Below are 20,611 nucleotides of genomic sequence, written 5' to 3'. Positions count from 1 at the left end.
CCCGTCCGTCCAGTATGAGAGGGCTCGCGTATGACGGGGCTCGCGACCACGGCCGCTCCCGCGGCATCGCAGTTGGCGGTAAACATCCTCAGCGCCCAGTCGCTGCTGTCCGCCTTCGGCGTGCTGGGGGTCGGCGTGGTGCTGTTCGCCGAGACAGGGCTGTTGATCGGCTTCTTCCTGCCCGGGGACTCCCTGCTGTTCACGGCGGGTCTGCTGTGCACGGGGACAGCCCCCGGTGGCCTGCGACTGTCCCTGGTGCCGCTGCTGCTCGTCGCCGCCGCTGGGGCGCTGGCCGGCTCCCAGTGCGGCTATCTGATCGGGCGGAGGGCGGGCGGAGCGCTCCTCGCCCGGAGCCGCTCGGCCCGCCTGCACGAAGGGGCCCGGCGGGCGCAGGAGTTGCTGGAGCGGTACGGGCACGCGAAGGCGATCGTGCTGGCCCGGTTCGTGCCGGTGGTGCGCACGGTGCTCAATCCCCTGGCGGGCGCCTTGCGGGTGCCGATACGGACGTTCACCGTGTGGCAGGCGGCCGGCGGCCTCCTGTGGAGCCTGGGCCTCGTCCTCGCCGGATACGCCCTCGGTTCGGCCGTCCCGGACGTGGACCGCTACCTGCTCCCGATGGTCGCGGTGATCGTCGCCCTGTCGCTGGTCCCCCTCGCCGCCGAGGTGTACCGCTCCCGTCGGGCGAAGGCGAAGGAGGCACGCGGATGATGCTCGCCTTCGACGGGGCCTCGGTCGACGGCTCCGCCTACACCGACGTGGTGGACCTCGCCCGCCGCTCCCCCGCCTGGCTGGACAGCCTCGTGTCCGTCTGGTCGACGTACGGACTCGCGGTGTTCGCCGTACTCATGGTCGTGGGCTGGTGGCGGGCTCGACGTGTCGACGCGTCTGCGGCGCTGGTTGCGCTGGCCGCGCCGGTGACCGTCGTGGTGGCGTACGCGGTGAACGACGCGCTGAAACTGGTAGTGCGCGAGGACCGCCCCTGCCAGAGCCTGCGGGTGGTGACGCTGGAGGCGTGTCCGGCGCCGGGTGACTGGTCGTTCCCCAGCAATCACGCGGCCATCGCCGCCGCGGCCGCCGTCGCGCTGCTCTTCGTCTCCCGCCGGCTCGGTACGGTCGCCGTGGTGGCCGCCTGCGCGATGGCCGCCTCCCGGGTCTGGGTCGGCGCGCACTACCCCCACGACGTCGTGGCCGGCCTCGCGGTCGGGGCTCTCGTCGCGCTGCTGCTGATGCCGGCGGTGCGCCGCCGCCCCGACGCACTGGCGCGGCGGCTGACCGCGACAAGGTTGCGGACGCTGCTGGTGGCGCCGTGAACCGCAGGGATGTCGCCGACCTGGCCGGCTGCACCGGGCTGGGCGCCCTGACGGCGTTCGGGCTCCTGGCCATGGTCGTGGTCGGCGGCGACGGCACCATGCTGTTCATGGACGAGGCCTTCCATTCCTGGCCTCTCACGCACCGCCCGGTCATCGCGGTGGCCCTGGCCCGGGGGCTCACCGCCATGGGCACGGGTGTGGTCCCTTACATGCTGGCCGTGCTGGCAGGACTCGTCGCCGCCCGTACGGTGCGCAGCCGTCGGCTCGCCGTCGCCCTCTGCGTCGCCTGCCTCGGGACCGGGCAGGCGGCCCGGTACGGCGTGATGCAGGTGATTGCCCGACCCCGGCCGCCCCGCGCGGAATGGGCGACGCACGCCTCGGGATGGTCGTTCCCCTCCGGCCACGCGACCACCGCCGCCCTCACCGCCGGACTGCTCGTCGTCGCGGTGCTCGTGCGCGGCCCGCGCGGCAGAACCCTGCTCGCCCTTGCCACCTGCTGCTGGGGCGCGCTGGTGGGACTGACCCGCGTCTACCTCCGGGTGCACTGGTTCACCGACGTCCTCGGCGGCTGGCTGTTCGGCGTCGGCTGGCTGGGACTGTGCCTCGCCACCACGGCCAGGTGGGCGCCCGAGCAGCTCATCGCCGCTACAAGAGACACACCGGAGGAGGTGCAGGAGCATGCGCCCCAAAATCCTGGTCGTCGAGGACGATCACGCCCTGCGTGACGTCCTGCTGCGCGGTCTGCGCGACGAGGACTTCGACACCCTGCCCGCGCCGGACGGTGCGACCGCCCTGCGTCTGGCCACCACTGACATCACCGCGGCCGTACTCGACGTCGGCCTGCCCGACGCGGACGGGCGGGACGTCTGCCAGGCGATGAGGGCGAACGGATTTCTGGCGCCGGTCGTCTTCCTGACCGCCCATCACCGGATCACCGACCGGCTCAGCGGGTTCTCCGCAGGCGGCGACGACTACCTGCCCAAGCCCTTCCACCTGGCCGAACTCGCCGCCCGGCTGCGGGCCGCCGTCAGACGCGCCGGCCCTCGTCCGACCGCCGCGGCCGGAGACCTGGTCCTGGACGCCGTCCGGCACTGTCTCACCGTACGCGGCGCCAGGGCGGACCTGACTCCGACGGAGTTCCGCCTGCTGGCCGCGCTCATGGCCGCGTCCGGGGGCATCGTGCGCCGGCGCGAGCTGGTCAGAGCGGGCTGGCCCGAGGGCGCGCACGTCAGCGACAACACGCTCGACCAGTACCTGACCCGGCTGCGCCGCAAGCTGCGCGACAGCGGCAGTGCGCTGACCGTCACCACGGCCCGCGGCATCGGCCACCGCCTGTCATGAGCGGATGCCTCTCCCGCCTGGTGTGGCCTCTGGTGCCCCGCACGCTGCGCGGCCGACTGTCCCTGGTGGCCCTCACCACCGCCGCCTTCCTGATGGTGATCCTCACCGTCGTGTTCAACACCGTGGTCCGCCAGCATCTCCAGCGTCAGGCGGACGAGGCACTGCGCACCCGGGCCGCCGCTGTCGCCACCACGGTCGACACCGGGCGAGCGGGAGTACGTGTCCTGGAGACGTCGAACGACGAACTCCTCGACACGAACGTGTGGATCTACGCGGGCCCGCGCCTGCTCGAACGGCCGCCCTCCGCCCCGGTCGCCGGTCCCCTCACCCGCGCCGCCGCCCGGCTCGCCGCGCACGGTGGGCAGCACTGCACCACCCTTGGACGCTCTGCGGGTCCCGTTCGGCTGTGCTCCCAGGCCATAGGCGGCACCGCGGCCGTCGTCACCGCCCTGAACCTTTCCCCCTACCGTAGTTCGGCCGCCACCCTGCTTTTCGCGTCCCTCACCCTCGACGCCGTCGTACTCGCCTGCACCTACGTGCTGACGCGGCTGGCGGTCGGCCGCGCCCTGCGCCCCGTCCGCACCATGACCGACCAGGCCACCCAATGGAGCGCCGTCGCCTCCACCGAGCGCTTCGGCGCCGCCGAACAGCCCACCGAACTCGCCCGCCTCGGTGTGTCCTTGGATGCACTCCTGGACCGCATCCGCGCGGTGCTGCGCCACGAGCAGCAGCTCACCGGAGAGCTGTCCCACGAACTGCGCACCCCGCTCAGCCGAATCATCGCCGAACTCGACTGGTGGCAGGCCCGGCCCCGCTCCGAAGCCGACACCCGGGCCACCCACGCGGCCATCGCCGACGCCGCCCAGTCCATGCGCACGATCTGCGACACGCTGCTGGACGACGCTCGCGACAGTGCGTCCACCGCGCCCGGCACCGCCGGCGTCATGCCCGTGCTGCGCCTGCTCACCGAACGTCTCGAGATCCCCGGACACGTGAAGGTGGTCGTCGACGTCACGCACCCGGGTCTGGAAGCCGGCGTTCCGCCCGCGCTCCTCGAACGCATCGTCAGTCCCCTCCTCGACAACGCTCTGCGGTACGCGCGCTCACACGTCACCCTCGTGGCGAGCCGGCAGCCGGACGGCATACGCATCGATGTCACCGACGACGGCCCGGGCGTACCGCATTCGTTCGCCGGACAGCTCTTCCAGCCGGGCCGGCGTGCCGAGCCCGGCGACGGGCACGGCGGAGCGGGCCTGGGGCTGCCGCTCGCGCGACGCCTGGCCCGCTCCGCCGGCGGGGAGGTCACCTACGACGAACGGCACGCCCACGGAGCGCGGTTCGTGGTCAGCCTGCCGGCAGGGTGACCCGGTCCCGACCGGTGACGTCCTTCCGCGTCACCGTCAGGAACACCACGAGGCCGAGGATGACCGACAGGAACAGCACGCTGGTGACCACCGTGCCCAGGCCGAGGCCGCCATCGGCGGTCGGCTGGGAGAGGTAGTCGCCCACCGAGGCGCCCAGCGGCCGGGTGAGAACGTACGCGATCCAGAAGCTCCACACGGCGTCGAAGCCCATCGCGAAGTGCACCACGCCGACCGCGGCGATCGCGAGGGCGAACAGGAGGGCCGACACCCAGTAGCCGAGCGACATGCGCTCGGCGACCAGGTCACCGGCCGCGGTACCGAGCGCGAAGGTGAACAGCACCGCGAGCCAGTAGAAGGACTCACGGCTCAGGGTGTCGATGCTGTGAATGGACAGCGTCCGCTCACGGCGGTACCAGACGACGAACACGACCGCGAGGGCGATCGCGAACACCGTCGTACTCAACTCCAGGGGGACGCCGAGGTTGTCGGTGAGGTTGTCGCTGATCAGGGTGCCGACGACGCTGATCAGGGCCACGGCCAGCCAGTACACGCCGGCGCGGTAGGCGGTCGTACGGAACTGCCAGACCAGCACCGCCGCCAGCAGCACGCTCATCAGCAGCGACACACCGGTCAGGCCCAGGCCCAGCTTCTCGTTCAGCATGTCGGCCGCGGTCTCGCCGACCGTTGTGCACAGCACCTTGATCACCCAGAAGTACACGGTGACTTCGGGCACCTTGTTCCAGCGCAGCCGCTGACTCGCGGGGGCCGAGGTGGTGGTGTCGGCCGTGGGAATCTCCGAGGTCTCGGATGTCTCGTAGCTCATGAGGCCCGACCGTTCCATCGGCTGCCTGAACGCATCCTGACTGCCGTCCTGACTGCCGCGTTCCGGGCGCCGGGCGGGTCACAGGGCCCCTTCACCGGAGCTTCATCCGGCGAGCGGTACGGGCCTTATCAGACGCGGGTTGCCTGGCGGACATGCACGTTCTTCTCCCGCCACCGGCCACCGCCGGTCACCGTGATCACCAGCGGTTGACGACAGCGGCCCACACCGCGCTGACCGGTTCCGTAGTTCTCGCGGCCTGCTGCACCTGGGCTGGGCCGAGCAGGTGGCCCCCGTCGCGCAGACGCTCACCGGTTTCGCGACCCTCGCCGCTCACGTCACCGTCGCCACCCACGTGACGACAGCGGCCCGGCAGGGGGCCGGACTGCTAATCCTGCGGGGAGATGCGGAGGGGAGCGCGCTGAAGAACGCCGCCGGAGCCTGGGAGCCGACCTGGCCGACGTACACCGTCTCATCCCAGCCGAGACCCATGCGGGGCGGACGAGGACGAGTTGGGCGAGGGTGAAGGCACCGGCGACCCGGGTCGGCCACCCCTGGCCCGCGAGCCACCGCGCTGTGCGGGCACGTGGGGGCGGGCCGTGGCGTTCCGCGCCGACGAACGGGACGTTCAAGGTCTTGGCCACCATCACACCGCCCCAGCCGACCACTGCATACCTCCGCCTGGAGGCAGCCGGTACGCCGTCGCGGCTGCGGCCGCGCGTACCGGGACCGTCACCGGCCTCTGCACGGCCGGGCCTCTGCTCTGCGCCGCCCCGAGGCTCGCCTGGCCGAACTGCGGGTCTTCGGCGAACGGTTGTAGAGGGAAGCGGCCGGCCGTTCTGCGCGCGCTCGCGGTCGTGGCGGTGACCTGCCGCTGCCGAGCGACGCGTTGGTACCCGAACCCGACCCGTGCGTCGGGCCGCTGCCGCGCGTCGCAGGGCCGAAAACGCAGGTCAACCACCGCGACCGCGACGCGGCCCGAAGGCGCTGCTCCTTCCCTCGTCGAGGGGCGGGACGGCGATCGCCGCTGCCGCATCCCTGTGCGCCGTACTGCCGAGGTGCGACTTGGGCATGCTTCCTGCTCGCGTGGCTGGAGCAAATGCAATTCTACATCTTGTAGTAGATCGCTCGCCCCGACTCGCATACTTCCTACATGCGGTAGTAGCTCGGCGGTAGCCTGAGAGGCGGAACCGAGGAAGGGCATGACGGTGCGCGACGGGAAGCACGACGAATCCAGGGAGTCATCCGGGAGGCGAGGGCGCGGGGAGTTGGAGAACAGCGTGCTCGCGGCGCTCTGGGCGGCCGACGCTCCGCTGACGGCGAGGCAGGTCATGGAGCGGCTGCCGGGGGGCCTGGCGTACACGACCGTGCTGACCATCCTGTCGCGGCTGTATGACAAGGGCATGCTCGTCCGGCACCGCGAGGGGCGCGGTTATGCCTACGAACCGGCCCGGGACGAGGCGTCCCACACCGCCGGGCAGATGCGCACGCTGCTGGAGCACGGCTCCGACCGGGAGGCGGTGCTGGCCCGGTTCGTCTCGGAACTGTCCGAGCAGGACGAACAGGTGCTGCACCGGCTGCTGGCCGGGCACGCGCATGATGACCGTGCGGCCGAGGGGCCGTGAGCCGGTGCGGATCGACGTGTACGTTCCCTTCCTGGTCACCGCCCTGCTGGCGGCGCTCGCGCCCCGGCCGGCGCGACGGCTGGCACCGCGCCCGGCCGCCTGGGCCCTGGCCTGCACCGCGCTGGTGACGGCGGTCGGCTGGCTGGGGTCGCTGGCCCTGCTGGCGTTCACCGCCTTCGCACAGATTCCCGAGGTCGCCGAGGAGGGCCGGTGGTCGGTGTCGGCCCTGCGCGCCGAGGACCCGGTGCACCTAGTCGTCGCGGTGGGCAGCGCCTTCGTCCTGGTCACCGCTTGCGCGGCCCTGGGTGTCGCCGCAGTGCGCCAGGCCCGCCACGTCGTCCGGTCCCGGCGGGAGTGCGCGCGGCTGCCCGGCGAGACGGAACTGGCCGTCATAGACGACGAGTCGCCGCTTGCCTTCGCGCTGCCCGGCGCGCCGGGGCGGATCGTGGTGTCCCGGGGCATGCTGCGCTGCCTGGCCGATGGCGAACGTGAGGCCCTCCTGGCCCACGAGAGGGCCCACCTGCATGGCGGGCACCACGTCTTCCAGACCGTCTGGCGGCTCGCGGCAGCCGTGAGCCCCCTGCTGCGCCCACTGGCGCGCGCGGGGGGATTCGTTCTGGAGCGCTGGGCCGACGAGGATGCCGCGGCACGTGTCGGCGACCGTACGGTGGTCGCGCGCGCAGTGGCCCGGGCCGCCCTCGCCTCCGCCGCCGACTCGTCCCGCGGCGCCGCGCTGGCGGCGACCGGCGGCGAGGTGCCGCAGCGGGTACGGGCCCTGCTCGCACCGCCGCCCCGGCACCGGGCACTGCCCTTCGTCGCGGGCGGACTCCTGCTCGCACTCTGCTGCGCGAGCCTGGCCAACGCCGCCTCCGACAGCGAGCAACTGCTCGACAGCGCCCAGCGTGCGGCCTGTGCGACGACGAACGCCCCGCGGACCGAGGCGGCGTCAGCCGACCATCTGCCGCTCGGACACGGGCCCGGCGTCCGCTGCGACCGTGACCGGCTCGAAGCACGCGAGCAGGGGCGCCACACCCTGCCTGGGCAGCAGCCATCTGTGCCACACGCCGGCCAGACAGCCGACAGCCGCCCCGCCGAGCAGGACTGACCCGAGTCGTGGCGGTTCGCTCCGGCAAGGACCCTGCGAGCGGGATTCCGTAACCATCCGTCATGCCCGAGCGTTTCAGGCCCTGTTTGCCGCGGTCGACCGATGAGCGGCCAGCGACCTCGCCGCCGCCGGGGGCCTTGGCGATGGCCCCGTCGACGGCGATCTGGTCGAGCACGAGCCCGACGATCCGGTCATAGGACTCCAGTGCGATCTGCTTGAACCGGACGAAGAGGCCGAGGCCGATCCACTCGTCACGGCGGTTGCGGATGGTGATCGCCGAGCAGGTCGTGTCAGCGATCGCCTGGCAGGAGCAGCCGAACCGCGGCAATGCGCTCCATGCCCCAGCGGAAGCCCGCCAGGTGGGCGGCGCCCAGCCCTTGCCCGCCCGGACGGTGCAGGACGTGGACGGGGTCGTCCCCCTCGGCCATCTCGTCGGCGATCTTGCCGGTGTTGTCCGGGCTGTTGCCGTCGGCGATCAGCACGTGTGCGTCGGGGACGGCCGAGCGCGGCCCGCTCGCCACGGTGGCGATGTTGCCACCTCGTTGTACGTGGGGACGACGACCAGGATGCGGGCCTCACCGGTGTCCTTGCTCATATGGACTGTGCCCTTTCCGTCGGGTGGAACCGCCGTCGGCGATCTCTCCTCTACGAGATGTAGTAGGTAATCGCCGGGTTCCACCAGAAGGGGAAAGCCGCATGGACGACCATCCGCGCGCCGGCTCGGGCGGCAGCTCACCGGTGCTGCCACTGGCGCCGCCGGAACCGCCGACCGCGCCGACCGCTCGCCGCCTGCCGGACGCCGCACCGCCGCAGTGGCACCGCGGCCTGACACTGACGGCCACGATCAGCCTGTTCATAGGCACCCGGTCCGCCTGGACCACCGCGATGGCCTCCGCGCCGCCCGTCGCCGCCGTCATCTCCGTCTGTTACGCCGGCATCCTCGCCGCCGGGGTCCTCGCCCTCGCCGTGCGGCGCCGAAGGACGCTGGCCCGGGTGGACCTGGGCGTACTCGCCCTGGCGGTCACGCTCGTCGTGTGCGGGTTCTGGCTGAACCACGCGGGCACCGACGAGGGCGTGCTGACGGCCCAGGCCGCGAGCGAGATCCTGCACGGGCACCCGGTCTACGGTCAGCCCTGGCCCTGGCTGTTCGGCACACCGCGCGTCGGCATCACCAAGACGATGTCGGGCGGGGCCGACTACACGTACGGCTATCCGCCACTGACGGCGCTGCTAGCCGCTCCCGTTCACGCCGTCCTGCACTCGACGGCCGCGGCGACGCTGGTGACGACCGGGGCACTGATCGCCGGTTCGGTCACGCTGTGGCTGCTGGTCCCGGCGCCGTGGCGGCCGTCGGTCACGGCCGTGTGCCTGGGCTTCGGCTTCCTGCCGTCCTACGCCCGCGACGGCTACCCGGCCATCACGGCGCTCGCCCTGCTGGTCCCGGTCGTCGTCCGCTGGCACCGTACCGGCGCGGGCGGACGGCTGGGCCGTGCCGGGGTGCTGCGCGCGGTGTGCCTGGGGCTGGCCTGCGCCGCCCAGCAACTCGCCTGGTTCCTGCTGCCGTTCCTGATCGTGGGCGTGTACGCCGTACGGCGAGGTGAACTCGGGAACCGCCGGGCCCTGGCCGTGGCCGCCCGGTACTCCGGCACCGCCGCCATGGCGTGGCTGCTGGTCAACACGTATTTCATCGCGCAGACACCGGGCGCCTGGCTGTCCGGCAGTCTGCTGCCGCTCACACAGAAGGCGATCCTGCACGGGCAGGGCGCCATGGGCATCTCTTACTACTTCACCGACGGCAGCAGCCAGCTGGACTACTACTCCTACGCCGGCATCCTGCTCCTTCTCGGACTGCTCGCCGCGACCGTGCTGTTCGTCCGCCGCCTCGGCCCCGCCGTCACCGTGCTGCCCTGGTGCGCCTTCTACCTCGCCACCCGCTCCCAGGACGGCTACTACCTGATGATGACGCCGCTGTGGATGGCGGCCGCCGCCACCGTGCCCGCCTCGGCGCTCGCCACCGCCTGGCAGCCCCGGCTGCCCCGGATCAACAGCCGCAGGGCCAAGACCGCCCTGGCGGCCGGACTGCTCGCCCCGGCCGTCCTGTGCACCGGCATCGCCGCCGCCAGCCCACCGCCACTGCACCTGACCATCGACCGGGTGGCCGTGGCCGACCGGTCCCGGCCGGGGATCAGCCGCCTCACCGTAGAGGCCGTCAACACCACCGGCACCACCATCGCCCCGCACTTCGCCACCCGCACCGGCCAAGGAGCGTCCGGCTGGTGGACCGCCAGTTCCGGCCCGTCCGTCCTCACCCCGCACGCCCACGCCCGCTACACCCTCAGGGCCCCCGGCGGCTTCCACGCCCTGCCCGGCAGCAAGAACCCCCACCTCTACCTGATCGCCGTCTCCGGCACGCCGATGACCATCACCACCACACCCGTCCCGCTGCCGACAACGAGCCACGGCGCATGACCAAGGGCAAGCACCGTGCGAGTGGCATAAAGGGAACAGTAAAGACATCTTGGGTAAATGATGCCGTTATGCCATCGTCCCCTCCCATGACAACGACTCAGCTCCAGCAGCCGCGACAGCCCCAACTCCCCTCGTCCCTCCGCCGGATGGCAAGCAAGGTCCCCGAAGTCACCGCCTGGTTCTGGGTCATCAAAGTCCTGACCACCGGAATGGGAGAGACAGCCTCCGACTACCTCGCCCACCTGCTCGGCCCGATACCCGCCGTGACCCTCGGCGGCGTCGCCCTGGCTGCCGCGCTCGCGCTCCAGTTCTCCGCACGCCAGTACGTGGCGTGGATCTACTGGACAGCCATCGTCATGGTCAGCGTTTTCGGGACGATGGCCGCCGACGTGCTCCACGTCGGCCTCGGCGTCCCGTACACCGTGTCCACGCCGGTGTTCCTGGCCGCGCTCGCGGCCGTGTTCGGGGTCTGGTACGCCGCCGAGCGGACGCTGTCCATCCACAGCATCCGCACGCGCCGCCGGGAGGTGTTCTACTGGGCCACCGTGCTGGCGACCTTCGCCCTCGGCACGGCTGCGGGCGACCTGACCGCGAATAACGCCGGTCTGGGATACCTCGGTTCGGGCGTCATGTTCGCCGTGGTGATCGCCGTCCCGGTCGTCGCCCACCGGCGGCTGGGGCTCAGCGCCATCGCCGCCTTCTGGTCCGCCTACGTGGTGACCCGGCCGCTCGGCGCCTCCTTCGCCGACTGGATGGCGGTCTCCACCGGACGCGGCGGCCTCGGGCTGGGCCTGGGGCCCGTCACACTGTGCTGGACGGTCGCGATCCTCGGCCTCGTCGGCTACCTGGCCGCGACCCACAAGGACGTGGCACGGCCCTGACCGCTGTGCCGAGGCAGCGCTGTGCGCCGGACCGGTCACCGCGATCAGGTCTGACCCGGCGCTCACCTCTGTCGACGGCGTCCACCCGCGCATCAACCGCCCGGCCCTGGAGTGGACACTGTCCCGCCTCATCGTGGAGCCGGTCACCGACGCACTCGCGCGCCACGCCGCCGCCCTGCTCACCGATACCGGCCTGCACGGCCACAAGCACGCCGTCGACGTCATGCTCAGCGCGACCGCCCTCGCAGCCCCGGGGTTAGTCACCGTGCTCACCTCGGACCCGGAAGATCTCAGGGCCCTGTGCGGAGCGCACGCCACCGTCATCAAGGCCTGACGCTCAAATTCAGATAAACCGCACATTTCACCATCGCGAGGCATGCACGGGGCCGCAGTGCCGACGCGACATCAGAGAACGCTCTGACCTGCGGGAACGACTGGGAATGGTTCGTCCTCCGGAGCCGTGTGCGCAGGTCCGAATCCTGGCGGGGGCACTTCGGATCAAGACCCTGACCTGTCGGCATACGGGTCAGGGTTTCTGTGTTCGGCCGCGTGCTCCTGCGCCCACGAGCGGAACGTGCGCGCCCGGCTTGGCCGGCCGTCGGCGAGCATCTGCTTCCGTGTGGCCTCCGCCCACGCTCAGCGGTCCGGCCGGCTGGTCCGGCGCCTCCTTCAGGTGACCGGGCGCTGTTCCCGCGTCCGAAGCCTGCGTGCGAGCAGGCCGAGCAGCACGGCGTTGCACAGCCCGGACAGGGCCGCACCCGCGGAGAAGACCAACGGGCTCAGCCAGGAGAGTGAGGAGGCCCACTCGGCGGGTACCGCCACCGCGATGGCGAGGATGCTGAGCGGCGCCGTGGCCATGAGCGGCCAGATCCCGGCGAACCCCGGGTCCTGCATCACGAATGCGGCACACAGGAAGAACCCCAAGGCAGCCGCGACCACGGCGAGATACCCCCGCGCGAGCCAGTTGTCCACCGCGGGCGCCAGCAGGGCCCGAGTTCTTTGCAGGCGGGGGCGCTCGGAACGCGCCGTGTCCGTCCCCTCCTTCTCGGACGGGTCCGGGATACGCGGGAGAGGCTCACCGGCGCCGGGCGATACGGCGGTCGCGGGCCTCGCTGCGACGGCACCGAGGACGGCGGCGTTCACCAGGGCGCACAGGAGGAGCCATACGGCCCAGAAGCCGATGGCGAGCACCTCGACCGGCCCGCCACCCCCGGTGCCGGGACCGAAGGGGAAGATCACGCTCAGGAAGGAGAGGGGTGCGGTGAGCATCAGGGGGCTCGGGGCGAAGCCGCTGTCCGGGAAGACGAGCATGACCAGGACGGAGGCGGCGACGACAGCCAGATAGCCCCGGGCGAGCCAGTTGTCCGTGGCGAGCGTCAGGAGCCGCCGCAGGCGCGGGAGGCGGCGTGGACGGGAGGCATTCACCATCGGAGGTTCCTTCGGTCGGTCCGGGTCGGTGAACTCCACGGTGGACCGGGGGGCGCGCTCAGGCATGAGTACGGGTACTCATTCAGTCGGCGGCGGGCATCGACGACCAGTCCTCCTTCGTCAAGGAACACACCGAGGCGGTGCGTTCGGTCGGCACCGTCGCGTAGGTCTGGCAACGCTCCTGCCCGGAGAGCTCGCCGATCGCCCTGATGATCTCGTCGGTGACGGCCCGACGGGCATGGGCAGGGCGTACGCCTTCATGGAGTGCGGCGTAGTGCAGCGGACTGCCGAACTCCAGGGTGATGCGGTGGTAGCGGGGCAGTCGCCGGCCGACGGGCTGGAGTCGGTCGGTGCCGGTCAGCGCCACCGGCACGACGGGAGCGCCGGTCGCCAGGGCCAGCCAGGCGACGCCGGTCCGTCCGCGGTAGAGCCGGCCGTCCAGTGAGCGTGTTCCCTCCGGATAGATGCCGAAGGCATGGCCGCCGGCCAGAATCCGTTCGGCTGCCCCCAACGCCGCCTGCGCACTGCGGTGGCCGCTGCGGTCGACGGGAACGCTGCCGAAGGCGGCGAAGAAGCAGCGCGTGAGGGTGCCTTGGAGACCCGGGCCGGTGAAGTACGTGTCCTTGGCCAGGAAGTGGACCGGGCGGGGTGCCAGGAGCGCGATGACGATGCTGTCGACGAACGACAGGTGGTTGCTGGCGAAGATGACCGGACCACGCCGTGGGACATTGCTCCGGCCGCGGACAACGGGCCGGTAGACCATCCGTACCAGCGGGGCGAGCAGAAGCCGGGTGAGGGAGTAGAGCATCGGCCGTCCCCTCATGGGCAGGTGACGACTTGGCCGGCCCAGGAGAGGCCGCCGCCGAACGCGAAGAGCAGCACGGGGGCGCCGGAGGGCAGTTCGCCGCGTTCGACCAGCTTGGACAGCGCGAGGGGGACGGATGCGGCGGAGGTGTTGCCGGAGTCGACGACGTCCCGGGCGATCACGACGTCGTCCCGCAGCCCGACCTGCCGGGTGAGCGACTCGATGATGCGCAGGTTCGCCTGGTGGGTGACCACGCCGGCGAGGTCGGCGGTGGCGATCCCGGCCCGGTGGCACGCTTCCCGGGCCACGGCGGGCAGTTCGCCGGTAACCCAGCGGAAGACGGCCTGTCCCTCCTGGGCGAATCGCGGCCGCCAGGAGTCCACCAGCCGCACCGCATGCCCCCGCGTCGGATCGGAGCCCCAGGTGACCGGTCCTATCCCGGCGCCCTCCCGTTCCGTCTCGCTGATCACGGCGGCGCCGGCACCGTCGCCCAGCAGGACGCAGGTGCCGCGGTCGGTCCAGTCCGTGACGTCGGACATCTTCTCGGCGCCGATGACGAGAGCGTGCCGGGCGGCCCCGGCCCGTACCGAGTGATCCGCGCAGGCGAGGGCGGTGCAGAAGCCGGCGCAGCCGTTGTTGAGGTCGAAGCAGACCGCGGACGGCACGCCGAGGCGGGCGGCGACCTGGGCGGCGATGGAAGGGCAACGGTCGATGGCCGAGCAGGTCGCGACGGTGACCAGGCCGATCTCGGACGGCTCCAGGCCGGAGGCGGCGAGGGCCTTGGCAGCTGCCGCGGCGGCCAGATCGATGACGGACTCCGCCTCCTCCGCGATCCGGCGGGTGGCGATCCCGGTGCGCTGCCGGATCCAGGAATCACTCGTCTCCACGAGGTTTTCCAGATCGGCGTTGGTCAGGACGCGGGACGGCTGGTGGTGGCCCAGGGCGGCAATACGAGATCCAGGCAAGAGGGCTCTCCGCTCGGTCAGGCTGCACGGCAGGTCCGGCAGGCCGGGGGCAATATAACAACCGATCGTTCGGAAGCTAAAGGGTGATGTGCGACTAACATTGGCTCCCATGAGCCCCCGGAATTCCGTCGTCGAGGCGCGCCGCACCCGGCAGCGCATCGTCGACCGCAGTGTGGCGATCGCCTCGGTGGAAGGGCTGGAGGGGCTGACGATCGGCCGACTCGCGACCGAGCTGGGGATGAGCAAGGCCGGCGTGCTCGGCCACTTCGGCACGAAGGAGAGCCTCCAGCTCGCGGTGGTCGACGCCGCGGCGGAGTTGTTCGCACGGGAGGTGCCGCAGCGCGTGGGCGAGGCGCCGCCCGGGCTGCCGCGTCTGCGCGCCCTGTGCGAGGCGTGGGTGTCGTATCTGGAGCGGGACGTGCTGCCGGGCGGCTGCTTCTTCACCGCGGCGTCGGCGGAGTTCGACGGGCGGAGCGGGCCGGTGCGCGATGCCGTCGCCGGCATGAACGCGGTGTGGCAGCGCGACCTGCGCGTCCAGGTCCGGACCGCGGTCGCCGCCGGAGACCTGCCACCGGACACGGACGCCGACCAGTTGGTCTACGAGCTGGCCGGCATCATGCTGGCCCTCAACCACTTCCTCCAGCTCCAGCACGACCACTCCGCCCCCGACCGCGCCCGCCGCGCACTGCACCGGCTCCTCGGCGTCCGACCGGGACACTGAACCCGGCGGGTCGTTGGCGCCGCTGCGCCCGAGCCGGACTCCCGGTGTGCCCTTCGCCGCAGCACGACCGGCGCCACGAGCAGGCCGAGCACCGCCCAGGCGCCCAGCATGCCCGCGGTCTCGAGGTGCCGCCAGGACTCGTCGATCTCGACTGCGGCCGCCGAGTCCGGTACGGCGCCGTGCCGAACGCACCGTTCCACGGCGCCGCACTGAACATCTCCTCCGTGACTCTCCCTCCGATCCGGTAACCGGTGATTCCCAACCCGCCATAACCGCTACTTCGAGGACCGAGGTCATCCGTGCGGCAGACGGCGGCGCTCGTCGGACCGCTCAAGGACGTCGACGAGCCCGGCTCTTCGTGCAGTGGCGGCGTGCCGCCGTCGCCAGCAAGGCCGTGCCCGCGCAGCCGACCAGGAGGGCGCCCCATTCGGGGACGTGGGCTGCCCGCAGGAGGCCTGCGACGCCGAAGCTCGTGTTCCAGCCGGCCTCTGTGATGGCGGAGCCGAAGCCCTGGATGACCAGGAGGGCGCCGAACAGCCAGAGCAGGCCCTGGCCTGAGTGGGTGTCCGAATTCTTGAGCTGCTGTTTTGGCATGGCGGGGTCCCCTCCGGCGGTTCTTTTCGATGCGGTCGCATCACATCGTGCAGGGCCGGCGGATATGATGCAAGTGCATCGGAACCGGGAGAGCGAGCGAGGAGCGGCGCGTGCCCAAGCAGGTGGACTACGAGGAGCGGCGGCTGCGGATCGCGGAGGCGGTGTGCGCTCTGATCGCGCGTTCCGGGATGGAGGCCGTCAGCCTCCGGGACGTCGCCGCCGAGGCGGATGTGTCCATGGGTGCCGTGCAGCGATGCTTCCGCAGCAAGGAGGACATGCTGCTCTTCGCGCTGGAGCACATCTCACAACGCGTCAGCGAGCGCGCCAACCAGCGCATCGCCGCGACCTCCACCCCACAGGCCGCCTCCACCCTGCTGTCGCACACGCTGGCCGAACTCGCCCTGCTGGACGAGGGGTCGAGGACCCAGGCGCGCGTGTGGCTGGCCTTCGTCAGTCATGCTCCCGCCAGCGAGAGGCTCGCCGCCGTCCTGCTCGAGACGTACGGCAAGCTCCACGACCTCATCGTGTGGATCATCCGCTACGGCCAGGACACCCAGGAGATCCCGCAGCACCTCGACGCCGCCCAGGAGGCACACACGCTCCTCGCCGTGGCCGACGGCCTCACCGTCCACGTCCTCGCGGGGCATCACTCCCCGGAGTCGGCGTCGGCCGTCCTCCAGCGCCAGGTCGACCGCCTGTTGCGGTGAGCGTCCGCCGGGAGGTTTCAGCACTTTCGCCCCATACGCACCGTTGTTCTACGGTAGATAGGAACGACGCTGCTCATACCCCGCACCGATCATCGAGGTGACGGTCATGACGGAGACCACACAGCGCAGAAACACCGCTACCGGGACGGAAAGGCAGGACGGGGGCCCGGCCCCGCAGGGTCGCAAGGGAGACAGCACCGCTCCCCGGAGGCACGGGGAAGCACCGCGATCGCGGACGTGGTCGTGGCGAAGATCGCGGGCATGGCGGCCCGGGAGATCCCGGAGGTGCACAACCTCGGCGGAGGGATGACCAGGGCCTTCGGGGCCGTGCGCCAGCGCGTGCCCGGCGGGGGCACTGGGGTCACCCAGGGCGTGAAGGTGGAGGTCGGTGAGCGTCAGGCCGCCGTCGATCTCGACGTGGTCGTCGAGTACGGCGCCGCCATCGCCGACACCGCCGCGGACATCCGGACCAACGTCATCAACGCGGTGGAGCGGATGACCGGGCTGGAGGTCGTCGAGGTCAACATCGCCGTCGACGATGTCCACCTGCCGGACGAGGAGGAGGAAGAAGAGGGCGAATCCAAGCCGGAGGGGCGGCGCGTGGCCTGAGGCCTCGGGACCCGGCGGGGCGGGGGCATGAGCGTGGCATGTCCGTCAGGCGGCTCTTGAGCCACCGGTGGTGTCACGGAACCCCCGCCAGTCGCAGCAGTGCCGTCGTGGTCGCCGACGCCAGTACGACGACGAGGAACGGGGCCCTGCGCCAGGCGAGCACTCCGCCGGTCAGGACCCCGAGCGGTCGGGCGGGGCCGGTGAAGGCGTGGTCCTCGGTGAGGGCGGACGTGGCCGCCAGGGCGGCGAGCAGGAGGACCGCCGAGACCTCCAGCAGCTTTTCGGCGCGCTCCGGGAAAGTGAACCTGGCACGCAGGGCTGGTCCGGAGAGACGGAGCAGGAAGGTGCCGGCCGCCAGGGCGAGCATCGCCACCGGCAGCGGTATGGGAGCGTCGTCGCTCATCGCGCGGCCCCTTTCCTCGCCCCGACGACGAACAGGGGCAGGGCGGCCAGGGCCAGCAGGACCGGCAGGCCCGCCGGCAGGAACGGGGTGACGGTCAGGGCCAGGCCCGCGGCGGCCAGTGCCGTGCGCCGCAGGGGCCTGTCCTTCAGCGCGGGCAGGATCAGCGCCAGTATCACCGCGGGGAACATGGCGTCCAGGCCGAGGGCATCGGTGTCCCGCACGACGCTGCCGAGCAGTGCGCCCAGCGCGGCGCCTGCGGGCCAGCAGATCAGGATGCCCAGGCCGCAGAGCCAGTACGCGGCCCGCTTGCGCTCCGGCTCGTCCTGGGCGAGGGCGAAGACGACCGTCTCGTCGTTCATGAGATGCGTGCCGAGCACTGCGCGCCAGCCCCGCCCGAGGACGTCGGGTACCGCCAGGCCGAACGGCAGATGGCGCGCGTTGACGAGCAGCCCGGCCAGCAGCGCGGCGATCGGGCTGCCCCCGGCGGCGATGATCCCGACGAACAGGAACTCGGACGAGGCGGCGAGGACGAGCACCCCCATCACGACCGGGAACCACCAGGCGAACCCGGATGTGACCGCGACGGCACCGTACGACAGGCCGACCACCCCTACCGCCAGGCAGACCAGCGCGATGTCGCGGAGCAGCGGACCACCCGGTGCTCGACCATCGCGTGCTCGGCCATCCGGTACTCGACCATCTGGTGCTCCACCGTCCGGTGCTCCACCATCTGGTGCTCCACCGTCCGGTGCTCCACCATCTGGTGCTCCACCGTCCGGTGCTCCACCATCTGGTGCTCCACCATCCGGTGTTCGGCCAGCCCGAGTCCTCCAGAACGAACGCATGATTTTTATACTGAACACCAGCTATGATGTTCGTCAAGACGAACAAGCGACCGCTGGAGCAAACACCTCATGTCCGACGCCGGCCCCGCCCCCAAGCCACCGATCGACGCGATCGCCGCCTCACTGCGGACGGAACGCGTCCGGGCCGGGCTGTCCCTCACCGAGGTCGCGCGCCGGGCCGGGCTCGCCAAGTCCACGCTCTCCCAGCTGGAGTCGGGCACCGGGAATCCGAGCCTGGAGACGCTGTGGGCGCTCTGCGTGGCCCTGGAGATCCCCTTCTCGCGGCTTGTGGCCGTGTCGCGGCCGCCGGTGCAGGTGATCCGGGCGGGAGAAGGGCCCGCCGTCGGGTCCGAGCAGAGCGAATACCGGGCCACGCTTCTCGCCGCCTCCCCGCCCGGAGCCCGACGGGACGTCTACAGCGTCGCCGCCGAGCCCGGGCCGCAGCGCTCCTCGGCGCCGCACCCGCCCGGAGTCGTCGAGCACGTCGTGATCAGCGCGGGCCGGGCGCTGGTGGGCATCGCCGACGAGCCGGTGGAACTCTCCCCGGGCGACTACATCTGCTATCCGGCCGATGTCCCGCACGTCTTTCAGGCACTGGAGCCCGGAACTCGCGCGGTACTCGTCTCCGAGCACCACTGAGCGTCCACGGATTCCCGCCGCCTGCAAGCGTTTCCGGTCGGCCGTCGCGTCGCTCCGCCAGTATTGACGGGTACTCAGCGCGGTGCTTCCATCGCAGCTGTGAAAACGGTTTAACCGCCGGGGCTTCCGGCCCTCGATCGACGCGGTCAACCCGAAGGAGACGGACTTGTCATGCGCATGAGGATCACCGCCACAGTCCTGGCCGTCTGCGCCACACTCACCGTCGCCGCGTCGAGCCCCGCCCCGACGGTGAAGGCCGTGCGCGTGATGGAGAACCTCGGCCGCGGCGTCGTGGCCGTGCGCTCCAGCAGCACCCAGGTCCTGGTCTCCTGGCGGCTGCTGGGGCTCGACCCGGAGGGCATCGGGTTCAACGTGTACCGGTCCACGGCCGGTGGCGCGTACGTGAAGCTCAACTCCGGTGTGCTGACCGGCGGGACGAACTACACCGACTCCACGGCCGATCTCACGCGCTCCAACAGCTACCGCGTGGCCCCGGTCGTCGGCGGCCGGGAGCAGGCGCCCAGCGACGCCTTCACGCTGTCGGCCGGCCATGCCGTGGAGCCCGTGGTGCGCGTGCCGTTACGGCCCGGCGGTGCGGTGAAGTTCGTCTGGGTCGGCGACCTCGACGGCGACGGCGAATACGACTATGTCGTCGACCGGCAGACCTCCCCGCAGAAGCTGGAGGCGTACACCGGTGACGGCGACTTCCTCTGGCAGGTCGACCTGGGCCCGAACAGCCGGAACCAGGACAACATCGAGCCGGGATCGTCCGCGATCGACGTCGGCCACTGGGACGGCGTCACGGTCTACGACTTCGACAGCGACGGCCGTGCGGAGGTCGCCCTGCGGATCGCCGACGGGGTCCGGTTCGGCGACGGGACGACCTGGACGCACGAGAACGACGCGCGGCAGTTCATGGCCGTGCTCGACGGCCGGACCGGAGCACTCCGCAACTGGTCCGCCGTACCCACGACGTATCTCGCGGACGGCCCGATGGCCGCGCGCCTCGGAGTGGCGTATCTCAACGGCACCACGCCGAGCCTGGTCGCCTACATGAAGAACCGGCAGGGCAACGGGGCCTTCAACCTGATGATGGGCGCCTGGAAGTTCGACGGCGACTCGCTGGACCGCCAGTGGACGTGGCAGCGCGGCGGCCAGGACGCGCCCGACGGGCACAACACGCGCGCCGTCGACGTCGACGGCGACGGAACGGACGAGGTCGCCGAGATCGGGTTCGTGCTGGGCGGCAACGGCTCGCTGCGCTACTCGATGGGGCCGAAGGGCATCGTCCACGGCGACCGCTTCCACATCGCCGACATGGACCCGAGCCGCCCGGGCCTGGAGGGCTACGGCGTGCAGCAGAACAACCCGAGCGGTCTGCTCGAGTACTACTACGACGCCGCGAACGGCAACGTGATCTGGCGGCACGGCGGTGGTCCGGCCGACGTCGGACGCGGCATGGCGGGTGACGTCGACCCGCGCTTGACCGGCATGGAGGTCTGGTCCTTCTCCGGCCTCTACAACGCGGCCACCAACCGGCTCGCCGAGCCGGACACCTCACTGCGTCCCTGGCCGCAGCTGGGCCTGTGGTGGGACGGGGACCTCACCATGGAACTGCTCAACGACGGCAAGATCGAGAAGTGGGACCCGGCCCGTCCGACGCCGAGCGGCAGCCTGCCCCGGCTGGTCAGCACCTGGAACCACGGCGCGGTCAAGGCCGCCCAGGGCGGTCCCACCCTCGTCGGCGACCTCTTCGGCGACTGGCGCGAGGAGGCCGTGTACACCAACGCGTCCTACGACGAGCTGATCGTCTTCACGACGAACCAGCCGACGGCCCACCGGCTGTACACCCTGGCCCACAACCCCGCCTACCGGAACGCCATGACGTTCAAGGGCTACATGCAGTCCCACCACGTCGACTACTTCCTCGGAGCGGGCATGGCCGGGCCGCCCCGGCCGGACATCACGTACGCGCCGTGA

Annotated in this window: 22 protein-coding genes and 5 pseudogenes; 15 read left to right on the top strand and 12 right to left on the bottom strand. The window is 71.5% G+C overall.

Features of this window, described 5'->3' with window-relative positions; genetic code table 11:
* The first annotated feature begins 30 nt into the window (after nt 1-30).
* The 5 genes from V8690_RS29240 to V8690_RS29220 are packed head-to-tail and all read left to right on the top strand — an operon-like array spanning nt 31 to nt 4,015.
* Nucleotides 31-708, top strand: a complete 678-nt coding sequence (locus tag V8690_RS29240; protein WP_338783107.1) for a DedA family protein — start codon at nt 31-33, stop codon at nt 706-708.
* Nucleotides 705-1,310: a phosphatase PAP2 family protein gene (locus V8690_RS29235; protein WP_338783106.1), complete on the top strand. Its 606-nt coding sequence runs from the start codon at nt 705-707 to the stop codon at nt 1,308-1,310. Before V8690_RS29240 ends, V8690_RS29235 begins: the two co-directional genes overlap by 4 nt.
* Nucleotides 1,307-2,035, top strand: a complete 729-nt coding sequence (locus V8690_RS29230; RefSeq protein ID WP_338783105.1) for a phosphatase PAP2 family protein — start codon at nt 1,307-1,309, stop codon at nt 2,033-2,035. Before V8690_RS29235 ends, V8690_RS29230 begins: the two co-directional genes overlap by 4 nt.
* Nucleotides 1,989-2,651, top strand: coding sequence for a response regulator transcription factor (locus V8690_RS29225; RefSeq protein WP_338783104.1), 663 nt, complete (start codon nt 1,989-1,991; stop codon nt 2,649-2,651). Before V8690_RS29230 ends, V8690_RS29225 begins: the two co-directional genes overlap by 47 nt.
* Entirely contained in the window at nt 2,648-4,015 is a 1,368-nt protein-coding gene (locus tag V8690_RS29220; RefSeq protein ID WP_338783103.1) for a HAMP domain-containing sensor histidine kinase, read from the top strand. Before V8690_RS29225 ends, V8690_RS29220 begins: the two co-directional genes overlap by 4 nt.
* On the opposite strand, the gene V8690_RS29215 is transcribed toward V8690_RS29220, so the two are convergent.
* The 3 genes and pseudogenes from V8690_RS29215 to V8690_RS29205 form a co-directional block, all read right to left on the bottom strand.
* On the bottom strand, nt 3,996-4,838 hold the full coding sequence (locus tag V8690_RS29215; protein ID WP_338783102.1) for a hypothetical protein: 843 nt from the start codon (nt 4,836-4,838) through the stop codon (nt 3,996-3,998). The genes V8690_RS29220 and V8690_RS29215 overlap by 20 nt on opposite strands.
* Before the next feature lie 196 nt (nt 4,839-5,034).
* Complete coding sequence (locus V8690_RS29210; RefSeq protein ID WP_338783101.1) at nt 5,035-5,172, bottom strand: hypothetical protein; 138 nt, start codon at nt 5,170-5,172, stop codon at nt 5,035-5,037.
* A gap of 80 nt (nt 5,173-5,252) precedes the next feature.
* Nucleotides 5,253-5,482 (bottom strand): annotated as a pseudogene (locus V8690_RS29205) (hypothetical protein); the annotation flags it as partial.
* 555 nt (nt 5,483-6,037) lie between these two features.
* Here V8690_RS29205 and V8690_RS29200 point away from each other — a divergent pair.
* Nucleotides 6,038-6,460: a BlaI/MecI/CopY family transcriptional regulator gene (locus V8690_RS29200; protein ID WP_338783100.1), complete on the top strand. Its 423-nt coding sequence runs from the start codon at nt 6,038-6,040 to the stop codon at nt 6,458-6,460.
* Nucleotides 6,461-6,464: 4 nt separating this feature from the next.
* The gene (locus V8690_RS29195) at nt 6,465-7,565 is read left to right on the top strand and encodes a M56 family metallopeptidase (RefSeq protein WP_338783099.1); all 1,101 of its coding nucleotides are present in this window, start codon (nt 6,465-6,467) and stop codon (nt 7,563-7,565) included.
* A gap of 2 nt (nt 7,566-7,567) precedes the next feature.
* On the opposite strand, the pseudogene V8690_RS29190 reads toward V8690_RS29195, so the two are convergent.
* Together V8690_RS29190 and V8690_RS29185 are read right to left on the bottom strand one after the other, a co-directional pair.
* Nucleotides 7,568-7,863: pseudogene (locus tag V8690_RS29190) on the bottom strand (IS5/IS1182 family transposase); the annotation flags it as partial.
* A gap of 31 nt (nt 7,864-7,894) precedes the next feature.
* A pseudogene (locus tag V8690_RS29185) lies at nt 7,895-8,160 on the bottom strand (glycosyltransferase); the annotation flags it as partial.
* Nucleotides 8,161-8,261: 101 nt separating this feature from the next.
* Between V8690_RS29185 and V8690_RS29180 the strand changes: the two are divergent.
* The 3 genes and pseudogenes from V8690_RS29180 to V8690_RS29170 form a co-directional block, all read left to right on the top strand.
* A complete protein-coding gene (locus tag V8690_RS29180) occupies nt 8,262-10,034 on the top strand; it encodes a hypothetical protein (protein ID WP_338783098.1) in 1,773 nt (590 codons plus the stop codon).
* Between the two features lie 86 nt (nt 10,035-10,120).
* On the top strand, nt 10,121-10,915 hold the full coding sequence (locus V8690_RS29175) for a hypothetical protein (RefSeq protein WP_338783097.1): 795 nt from the start codon (nt 10,121-10,123) through the stop codon (nt 10,913-10,915).
* Between the two features lie 70 nt (nt 10,916-10,985).
* Nucleotides 10,986-11,249, top strand: a pseudogene (locus tag V8690_RS29170) (DNA-binding protein); the annotation flags it as partial.
* Nucleotides 11,250-11,584: 335 nt separating this feature from the next.
* Here V8690_RS29170 and V8690_RS29165 read toward each other — a convergent pair.
* The 3 genes from V8690_RS29165 to V8690_RS29155 form a co-directional block, all read right to left on the bottom strand.
* Nucleotides 11,585-12,343 (bottom strand): hypothetical protein, encoded by a 759-nt coding sequence (locus V8690_RS29165; RefSeq protein WP_338783096.1) that lies wholly within the window; start codon nt 12,341-12,343, stop codon nt 11,585-11,587.
* Between the two features lie 82 nt (nt 12,344-12,425).
* Entirely contained in the window at nt 12,426-13,151 is a 726-nt protein-coding gene (locus V8690_RS29160) for a lysophospholipid acyltransferase family protein (protein WP_338783095.1), read from the bottom strand.
* 11 nt (nt 13,152-13,162) lie between these two features.
* Nucleotides 13,163-14,113 carry a beta-ketoacyl-ACP synthase III gene (locus V8690_RS29155; protein ID WP_338783094.1) on the bottom strand — a complete coding sequence of 317 codons (951 nt, stop codon included), beginning with the start codon at nt 14,111-14,113 and terminating at the stop codon, nt 13,163-13,165.
* A gap of 109 nt (nt 14,114-14,222) precedes the next feature.
* Here V8690_RS29155 and V8690_RS29150 point away from each other — a divergent pair, with 109 nt between their 5' ends.
* On the top strand, nt 14,223-14,834 hold the full coding sequence (locus V8690_RS29150; RefSeq protein WP_338783093.1) for a TetR/AcrR family transcriptional regulator: 612 nt from the start codon (nt 14,223-14,225) through the stop codon (nt 14,832-14,834).
* Nucleotides 14,835-15,164: 330 nt separating this feature from the next.
* On the opposite strand, the gene V8690_RS29145 is transcribed toward V8690_RS29150, so the two are convergent.
* Nucleotides 15,165-15,428: a hypothetical protein gene (locus tag V8690_RS29145; RefSeq protein WP_338783092.1), complete on the bottom strand. Its 264-nt coding sequence runs from the start codon at nt 15,426-15,428 to the stop codon at nt 15,165-15,167.
* A 110-nt stretch (nt 15,429-15,538) separates the two neighbouring features.
* Between V8690_RS29145 and V8690_RS29140 the strand changes: the two genes are divergently transcribed.
* Both V8690_RS29140 and V8690_RS29135 read left to right on the top strand, forming a co-directional pair.
* Nucleotides 15,539-16,135 carry a TetR family transcriptional regulator C-terminal domain-containing protein gene (locus V8690_RS29140; RefSeq protein ID WP_338783091.1) on the top strand — a complete coding sequence of 199 codons (597 nt, stop codon included), beginning with the start codon at nt 15,539-15,541 and terminating at the stop codon, nt 16,133-16,135.
* Between the two features lie 106 nt (nt 16,136-16,241).
* A pseudogene (locus V8690_RS29135) lies at nt 16,242-16,744 on the top strand (Asp23/Gls24 family envelope stress response protein).
* Nucleotides 16,745-16,817: 73 nt separating this feature from the next.
* Here V8690_RS29135 and V8690_RS29130 read toward each other — a convergent pair.
* Genes V8690_RS29130 through V8690_RS29120 form a run of 3 tightly spaced genes read right to left on the bottom strand, consistent with a single transcriptional unit; the run spans nt 16,818 to nt 17,937 of the window.
* A complete protein-coding gene (locus V8690_RS29130) occupies nt 16,818-17,147 on the bottom strand; it encodes an AzlD domain-containing protein (protein ID WP_338783090.1) in 330 nt (109 codons plus the stop codon).
* Complete coding sequence (locus V8690_RS29125) at nt 17,144-17,755, bottom strand: AzlC family ABC transporter permease (protein ID WP_338783089.1); 612 nt, start codon at nt 17,753-17,755, stop codon at nt 17,144-17,146. Before V8690_RS29125 ends, V8690_RS29130 begins: the two co-directional genes overlap by 4 nt.
* A 2-nt stretch (nt 17,756-17,757) precedes the next feature.
* Nucleotides 17,758-17,937 carry a hypothetical protein gene (locus V8690_RS29120; RefSeq protein ID WP_338783088.1) on the bottom strand — a complete coding sequence of 60 codons (180 nt, stop codon included), beginning with the start codon at nt 17,935-17,937 and terminating at the stop codon, nt 17,758-17,760.
* A 124-nt stretch (nt 17,938-18,061) separates the two neighbouring features.
* Between V8690_RS29120 and V8690_RS29115 the strand changes: the two genes are divergently transcribed.
* Both V8690_RS29115 and V8690_RS29110 read left to right on the top strand, forming a co-directional pair.
* Complete coding sequence (locus V8690_RS29115; RefSeq protein ID WP_338783087.1) at nt 18,062-18,631, top strand: XRE family transcriptional regulator; 570 nt, start codon at nt 18,062-18,064, stop codon at nt 18,629-18,631.
* Nucleotides 18,632-18,802: 171 nt separating this feature from the next.
* A complete protein-coding gene (locus V8690_RS29110; RefSeq protein ID WP_338783086.1) occupies nt 18,803-20,611 on the top strand; it encodes a hypothetical protein in 1,809 nt (602 codons plus the stop codon).

It is taken from the genome of Streptomyces sp. DG1A-41 (assembly GCF_037055355.1).
Classification (GTDB): Bacteria; Actinomycetota; Actinomycetes; order Streptomycetales; family Streptomycetaceae; genus Streptomyces.
Note: the sequence above shows the minus strand (reverse complement) of the source record. Positions and strands in the feature narration are given on the sequence as shown.